6 protein-coding genes are annotated in these 6,650 nt (G+C 72.7%); 5 read left to right on the forward strand and 1 reads right to left on the reverse strand.

The features are described 5' to 3' along the window. Window positions 1-33: 33 nt before the first annotated feature. The 4 genes from proB (at window position 34) to ACW9TB_RS38605 (ending at window position 4,821) form a co-directional block, all read left to right on the forward strand. The gene (gene proB, locus ACW9TB_RS38590) at window positions 34-1,158 is read left to right on the forward strand and encodes a glutamate 5-kinase (RefSeq protein ID WP_472753072.1); all 1,125 of its coding nucleotides are present in this window, start codon (window positions 34-36) and stop codon (window positions 1,156-1,158) included. A gap of 17 nt (window positions 1,159-1,175) precedes the next feature. Further along, complete coding sequence (locus tag ACW9TB_RS38595) at window positions 1,176-2,465, forward strand: glutamate-5-semialdehyde dehydrogenase (RefSeq protein WP_472753073.1); 1,290 nt, start codon at window positions 1,176-1,178, stop codon at window positions 2,463-2,465. A gap of 110 nt (window positions 2,466-2,575) precedes the next feature. Further along, entirely contained in the window at window positions 2,576-2,740 is a 165-nt protein-coding gene (locus ACW9TB_RS38600) for a hypothetical protein (RefSeq protein ID WP_472753074.1), read from the forward strand. 209 nt (window positions 2,741-2,949) lie between these two features. After that, window positions 2,950-4,821: a serine/threonine-protein kinase gene (locus tag ACW9TB_RS38605; RefSeq protein ID WP_472753075.1), complete on the forward strand. Its 1,872-nt coding sequence runs from the start codon at window positions 2,950-2,952 to the stop codon at window positions 4,819-4,821. Between the two features lie 135 nt (window positions 4,822-4,956). Here ACW9TB_RS38605 and ACW9TB_RS38610 read toward each other — a convergent pair whose 3' ends face one another. After that, a complete protein-coding gene (locus ACW9TB_RS38610) occupies window positions 4,957-5,982 on the reverse strand; it encodes a M48 family metallopeptidase (protein ID WP_472753076.1) in 1,026 nt (341 codons plus the stop codon). A gap of 74 nt (window positions 5,983-6,056) precedes the next feature. Here ACW9TB_RS38610 and nadD point away from each other — a divergent pair, with 74 nt between their 5' ends. Beyond that, the gene (nadD, locus tag ACW9TB_RS38615) at window positions 6,057-6,650 is read left to right on the forward strand and encodes a nicotinate-nucleotide adenylyltransferase (protein ID WP_472753077.1); all 594 of its coding nucleotides are present in this window, start codon (window positions 6,057-6,059) and stop codon (window positions 6,648-6,650) included.

Genomic DNA, 6,650 nt, shown 5'->3' on the forward strand with positions numbered 1-6,650 from the left:
CTTCCAAGTGATCATCTTTGAGAGGTACGTGTCGTGGACTCTGCGCGCGAACGAATCCGTACGGCGTCGCGCCTCGTCGTGAAGGTGGGTTCGTCCTCGCTCACCACCCCGCAGGGAATGATCGACGTCGACCGGGTGGACGCCCTGGTCGACGTGCTCGGCGCCCGGCGGAAGGCCGGTACCCAGATCGTGCTGGTCTCCTCCGGCGCGATCGCGGCGGGTCTCGGCCCGCTGGGCCTGCCCGCCAGGCCGCGCGACCTCGCCACCCAGCAGGCCGCCGCCTCGGTCGGCCAGGGCGTGCTGGTGGCCCGCTACACCTCCTCCTTCGCCCGGTACGGCCTGCGGGTCGGCCAGGTGCTGCTCACCGCCGACGACATGATGCGCCGCTCGCACCACGTCAACGCCGAGCGCACGCTGGCCCGGCTGCTGGAGCTGGGCATCGTCCCGGTGGTCAACGAGAACGACACCGTGGCCACCGACGAGATCCGCTTCGGCGACAACGACCGGCTCGCCGCGCTGGTCGCCCACCTCACCCGGGCCGACGCGCTGGTGCTGCTGTCGGACGTGGACGCCCTCTACGACGGCGACCCCCGCCGTCCCGGCGCCCGCAGGCTCGCCGACGTACGCGGGCCCGAGGACCTCGTCGGGGTCGAGCTCGGCAAGGGCGGGGCGGTCGGCACCGGAGGCATGATCACCAAGGTCCAGGCCGCGAAGATCGCCACAGGGGCGGGGGTGCCCGTGGTGCTGACCGCCGCCGCGCACGCCGCCCAGGCCCTCGCGGGAACCGACGTCGGCACCTACTTCCACCCCGGCGGACGGCACCCGGGCACCCGCCTGCTCTGGCTGGCCCACGCCACCACGGGCCGCGGCCGTCTCCACCTGGACCCCGGTGCCGTCGAGGCGGTGGTGAGCCGCCGCAAGTCGCTGCTCCCGGCGGGGGTCACCTCCGTCGAGGGCGAGTTCGCGGCGGGCGACCCGGTGGACCTGTGCGGGCCGCGCGGCCGGGTGGTCGCGCGCGGCCTGGTCAACTTCGACGCGGGGGAGATTCCCGGCCTGCTCGGGCGTTCCACCCGGGAGCTGGCGGCGAGCCTGGGCCCCGAGTACGAACGAGAGCTGATCCACCGCGACGACATCGTCATACTGGAATCCCACAACTAGTTCTTTTGGAGCGCGAGATGTCCGAGGACTTCCTGAAGGTGGCCTTGGCGGCCAAAGAGGCCGCCGCCGAGCTGGCCCCGCTGCCGAGGGCGCCGAAGGACGCCGCGCTCCGGGTGATGGCCGACGCGCTCGTGGCCGCGTCCGCCGAGATCGTCGCGGCCAACGCGCTCGACGTGGAGCGGGCCCGGGAGAGCGGGACCTCCGAATACATGATCGACCGTCTCCGTCTCGACGAGGCCAGGGTCGAGGCGATCGCCGAGGCGGTCCGCGAGGTCGCCGACCTTCCCGACCCCGTCGGCGAGGTGATCCGGGGCAACACGCTGCCCAACGGGCTGGAGCTGCGCCAGCTCCGGGTGCCGCTCGGGGTGATCGGCATCATCTACGAGGGCCGCCCCAACGTGACCGTGGACGCCGCGGCGCTCTGCCTCAAGAGCGGCAACGCCACCCTGCTGCGCGGCTCGTCCAGCGCGTACGAGTCGAACACGGTCCTCGTCAGGGTCATGCAGGAGGCGCTGGCGGGCACCCGGGTGCCCGCGGGGGCCGTCCAGCTGGTCCCCGGGCAGAGCCGCGACTCGGTCAAGGAGCTCATGAGGGCCCGCGGCCTGGTCGACGTGCTGATCCCGCGCGGCGGCGCCTCACTGATCAACTCGGTGGTGGAGGAGTCCACCGTCCCGGTGATCGAGACCGGTGTGGGCAACTGCCACGTCTATGTCGACGCCGACGCCGACCAGGACCTCGCGATCCAGATCCTGATCAACTCCAAGGTCCAGCGGCCCTCGGTGTGCAACTCCGCCGAGACGCTCCTGGTGCACGCGGCCGTGGCCGACTCCTTCGTGCCGCGCGCGCTGGCCGCGCTGGCGGCGGAGGGCGTCACGGTGCACGGTGACGCGCGCGTCGCGGCGTACGGCGACGTGGTGCCCGCCGAGGAGGAGGACTTCCGGATGGAGTACCTCTCGCTGGACATCGCCGCCGCCGTGGTCGACTCGCTGGAGGACGCGGTCGCGCACATCAGGAAGTACGGCTCGGCGCACACCGACGCGATCGTCACGCGTTCGGTCAGCGCCTCCCGCAGGTTCGTCGCGCTGGTCGACTCCGCGGCCGTGGCGGTCAACGCCTCGACCAGGTTCACCGACGGCGGGGAGTTCGGCTTCGGCGCGGAGATCGGCATCTCCACCCAGAAGCTGCACGCGCGCGGTCCCATGGGCCTGCCGGAGCTGACCTCGACCAAGTGGGTCTACACCGGCGAGGGCCACCTGCGCACCAGCGAGGGCACGGTCCTCGCCTCGCCCGAGGCCGCCTCCCAGTAGTGGTTCCTCCAGCCCCCGGCCGGTTCACTGAGTGTTAGGGTGTGTGACTCAGGGTAATCACGGTAGCTAGCTGACTGGATTCTATGGACATCGCCGTTCCATTGATTTTCGTGGCCCTCGTCCTTTTCGGTGCCGACCGGTTGCTGTCGCTGCTGGAGGGCCGCGGGCACGTCAGCTGGCGCCGTACGAGGCGTCGCGACCTGTCGGCCGAACCCACCGCGAAACTCGACAGCCTGCTGCGGGACCCGGCCCGCGAGCCCGTCCACCGGGCCTGAGGCGCGCCGCCCGGACCCGGCGAGCCCCTCGGCCGCCGGGCGTCCCGCCGTCCCGGATCTTTCGGGGAGTCCGGCGTGCCGTCGGGAAAACGTCACACTCGCCCGCTATGGTGTGGTCTCCTATGGCTGGAGAGCAGGGAAGCGAGCGGGAGTGAGCGACCCGATAGGCGCAGCGGTCCCTGACCCATGTGGCCGACGCAGGAGGTCACGTGGGTCGTCTCGGGCGGGTCGGTCCCTACACGTTGCTGGAACGTCTCGGCCGGGGGGGAATGGGCGAGGTCTACCTCGCCTCCAGCCGCCGGGGTGACAACGTCGCGCTCAAGGTGCTCCACGACATCCACGACGCCACCTCCGAGGCCCGGGTGCGCCTGGAGCGGGAGGTCCGCGCCCTTCGCAGGGTCGAGAGCCCCTACGTCGCCCGCGTCGTCGACGCCGATCTCGACGGTGACCGGCCCTACCTGGTCATGGAGCACATCGAGGGGGACACCCTCCTGGAGCGGGTGCGCCGCGACGGCCCCCTGGAGGGCGCGGGCCTGCTCAGCGTCGCGCAGGGCCTGGCCGTCGCCCTGTCGATCATTCACGCGGCCGGGGTCGTGCACCGCGATCTCAAACCCGCCAACGTGGTGGTCAGCGGGGACGACGAGCCCGTCCTCATCGACTTCGGCATCGCCCACGTCCTGGACGCCACCCGGCTCACCCTGACCGGCACCTTCCTGGGCACCCCCGGCTACGCCGCCCCCGAGCTGTTCGCCGACGAGCACGTGGGCGAGCCCGCCGACGTGCACGCTTGGGCGGCCACCGTGGCCTTCGCCGCGACCGGCCGCCCCACCTTCGGCGGGGGCACCGTCGAGGCGCAGATGTACGCGATCCTCAACGGCCAGGCCGACCTTGAGGGTGTCCCGGCCGCGCTGCTGCCCCTGATCCGCGCCGCCCTCCACCGCGAACCGGCCAAGCGCCCCACCGCGGCCCTCCTCACCGGCCGCCTGGGCCGCCTGGCCCGGGTGATCCCGTCCGAGGCGGGGGCGGCCAGGAGGCAGGGCTCCCCCACGGGGGAGAGGCCCGGCCAGGCCAGGAAGCAGGAGAGCCGCTCCAAGCCGGGTGCCAAGGGCGAGGACCAGGCCAAGGGCGGCCGGGCGGCCAGGGCGGAGACCGGCAGGGGAAGGCCGTCCGCCCCGGTGGACGGAGCGGCGCGGGCGCCCCGGTCCCCGGCCGGTGCGGACGGCACACCGCGCGGCGGGCGGCCGGTGCCCGCCGGTGAGGCGGCCCGTGCGGCGCGGGCGCTCCCGGTGGCGGGTGAGACGTCCCGCGGCGGGCGCCCGGCCGCCGCGGTCGGCGAGGCGCCCCGGGGCGGGCGGGCGGCCTCCACGACCGGCGAGGCGTCGCGCGGGGGGCGCGCGGCCTCCTCGACTGGCGAGGCGTCCAGGACCGGCCGGGTCCCCGCGCCCGCCGAGACGTCGCGCGGCGGGCGTCCCGCCGCCGCGACCGGCAGGGTCGTCCGGCGCCAGGCCGGTAAGGGGAGGGGCGGGGCGGCCGGAGAGGCCAAGGACGGGGGCAGGGCGGGGCCGCTGCCCGCGGGCAACGCGGCGCTGCTCCTGCTGGCGGTGCTGGCCGTACCGTGCGTCGTGGCCACGGCCATCTGGCCGCCGGCCACCTTCGCCGTCACCGGGCTGTTCGCCACCCTGGCCCGTACGCTCTGGGCCGGGCACTGGCTGGTCAGGAAGCGCAAGTCGGCCAGGGCCCGGGTGGTCCTGCGCGTGCTGGGCTTCCCGCTGACCTTCGTCGTCTCGCTGCTGACCGCCCTCGCGTGGCCGGGGCTACCGGCGGCGGCCCTCGCCGGTTCCGCGCTCTGGCTCACCCTCGGCGGCTCGCTGCCGCCCGACTGGTGGGCGCATCCCGCCCCGGTCGCCGTCGCCGGTGTCGTGTTCGGCGTCGTCTGCGGGGGCATCCTCGGCCGCGAGATCGAGCGGATCGGCACCGAGCTCGTCGAGCTCCGCAAGGAGGGCCTGCGCGCGCTGGCCGTGCTGGGCGGGTTCGTCGCCCTGTGCTCCGCGGCCGTACGGGCGATCGCCCTCCTGGTGTAGACGCCCTCGGGCATCCCGCGGAGGCTGGGCCACGGTCTCGTGGGGCGCGGAGGTCAGGGTGACGCAGGGTTGTGCCCGACCCGCATGGAAAAGGGCCCGGGGGTGGTCGCCGGGCCCTTTTGGTGGAGCTCTCCGTTAATTTCCATCGCGGCGGGAGAAGCGGTTGAAGATGCGCTCCCCGGCGTTGACGGCGCCTTCGGCCACGTCGCGCAGGACGCCGATGAACGGGTCCTGGGACTGCGACCAGGAGTCGCGGTAGGAGCGGGCGGCGGCCTTGATCTCCTCGGAGACCTTGGCGTTGGCGTCGTCGGCGCGGCGGGGGTACTCACCGGCGAGGATCGTGTCGTACTCGCCGCTGCGGCGCCACTTGTCGAGCTCGGCGACGCGGGAGACGGCGAACGGGTGGGTGGTGCCCAGCAGGTTGAGGACCTTGAGCAGGCCGTCACGGACGTCGCCCGCCGTGTCGTACTCCCTGGCCTGGTCGAGGAAGGCCTCGATGTTCATCTCGTGCAGGCGCGAGCCGCCGGCGAGCTTCATCAGGGCGCGCAGTGCCGCGTCGGAGTCCTGGCCGCAGAGCAGGCCGCCACGGTCGGCGGAGAGCTCGGACTTGCGGTGCCACTCCTCCAGACCGGCCACGATCGCGCGCAGGCCGATGTAGCCGAGCGGGATCCAGGCCACGCGCGTGGCCAGGCGGGTCAGGATGTCGAGCATGGTGCGGTAGACGGCGTGGCCCGACAGGATGTGGGCGGTCTCGTGGCCGATGACGAAGCGCTGCTCCTCCTCGTCCATCAGGTCGAGGAGGCCGGTCGTGACGACGATGAACGGGTCGTCGAAGCCGATCGCCTTCGCCTGCACCAGCGGGCTCTGCTGCACGTAGACCTCGGGAATGCGATGGAGGTCGAGCGTGTAGGCAGCGTCGCGGCCCATGTCGTGCAGCGCCCGGAACTGGGTGTCGCTGGTGCGCACGGCCGAGGCTAGGTAGATCAGGCGCAGGCGGCGCTCGCTGACCAGGCCGGACATCTGCTTGAGCACCGTGTCGAACCCGCTGAGCGACCGGAGGGCGACCAGCGCGGACCGATCGGCGGGATGTTCGTAGGCGCGTGAGCTGATGCCGGGAAGCTGCACGCGGTTGCGATCCGGGGTGGTGGTCATGTCCGGCATGCTACGTCGGGTCCGCCTGCCACGCGCGGGGGGTGGTTAAAAGCTGTGCACGGCTTGCACGTATGGTCCGTTTCATGATGAACGCGCCTACCGGCAAGGGGAAGCGACGTCTGGGCGTCATGGGCGGGACCTTCGACCCGATCCACCACGGCCACCTGGTCGCGGCCAGTGAGGTCGCCCACCATTTCGATCTCGACGAGGTGGTCTTCGTGCCGACGGGGCAGCCGTGGCAGAAGGCCGACAAGATCGTCTCAGCCGCCGAGGACCGCTATCTCATGACGGTCATCGCCACCGCCTCCAACCCCCGGTTCTCGGTGAGCCGCGTCGACATCGACCGCCCGGGGCCCACCTTCACCATCGACACACTCCGGGAGATCTCCACCGCCTGGGGGCCCGACGTGGACCTCTACTTCATCACCGGTGCCGACGCCCTCGCCCAGATCCTGAGCTGGCGCGACGTCGAGGAGCTGTTCACCATCGCGCACTTCGTGGGGGCCACCAGGCCGGGCCACGTCCTGCACGATCCGGGCCTGCCGGAGGGCAAGGTCAGCCTGGTGGAGATCCCGGCGCTGGCCAACTCGACGTCGCCAGCTACGTCTTCGCGATCGCCGTCGTGCTCTTCGTCCGCTTCCCCGCCACGCTGCCGTGGCGGCCGAGGGAGCCGCTGA

The sequence above is a fragment of the Streptosporangium sp. H13245 genome (assembly GCF_055690525.1).

Excerpts from the sequence above, each read along its gene's own strand:
- nadD (WP_472753077.1), top strand. The coding sequence starts at position 6,057 with ATGATGAACGCGCCTACCGGCAAGGGGAAGCGACGTCTGGGCGTCATG.
- ACW9TB_RS38610 (WP_472753076.1), bottom strand. The coding sequence starts at position 5,982 with ATGCCGGACATGACCACCACCCCGGATCGCAACCGCGTGCAGCTTCCC.
- ACW9TB_RS38595 (WP_472753073.1), top strand. The coding sequence starts at position 1,176 with ATGTCCGAGGACTTCCTGAAGGTGGCCTTGGCGGCCAAAGAGGCCGCC.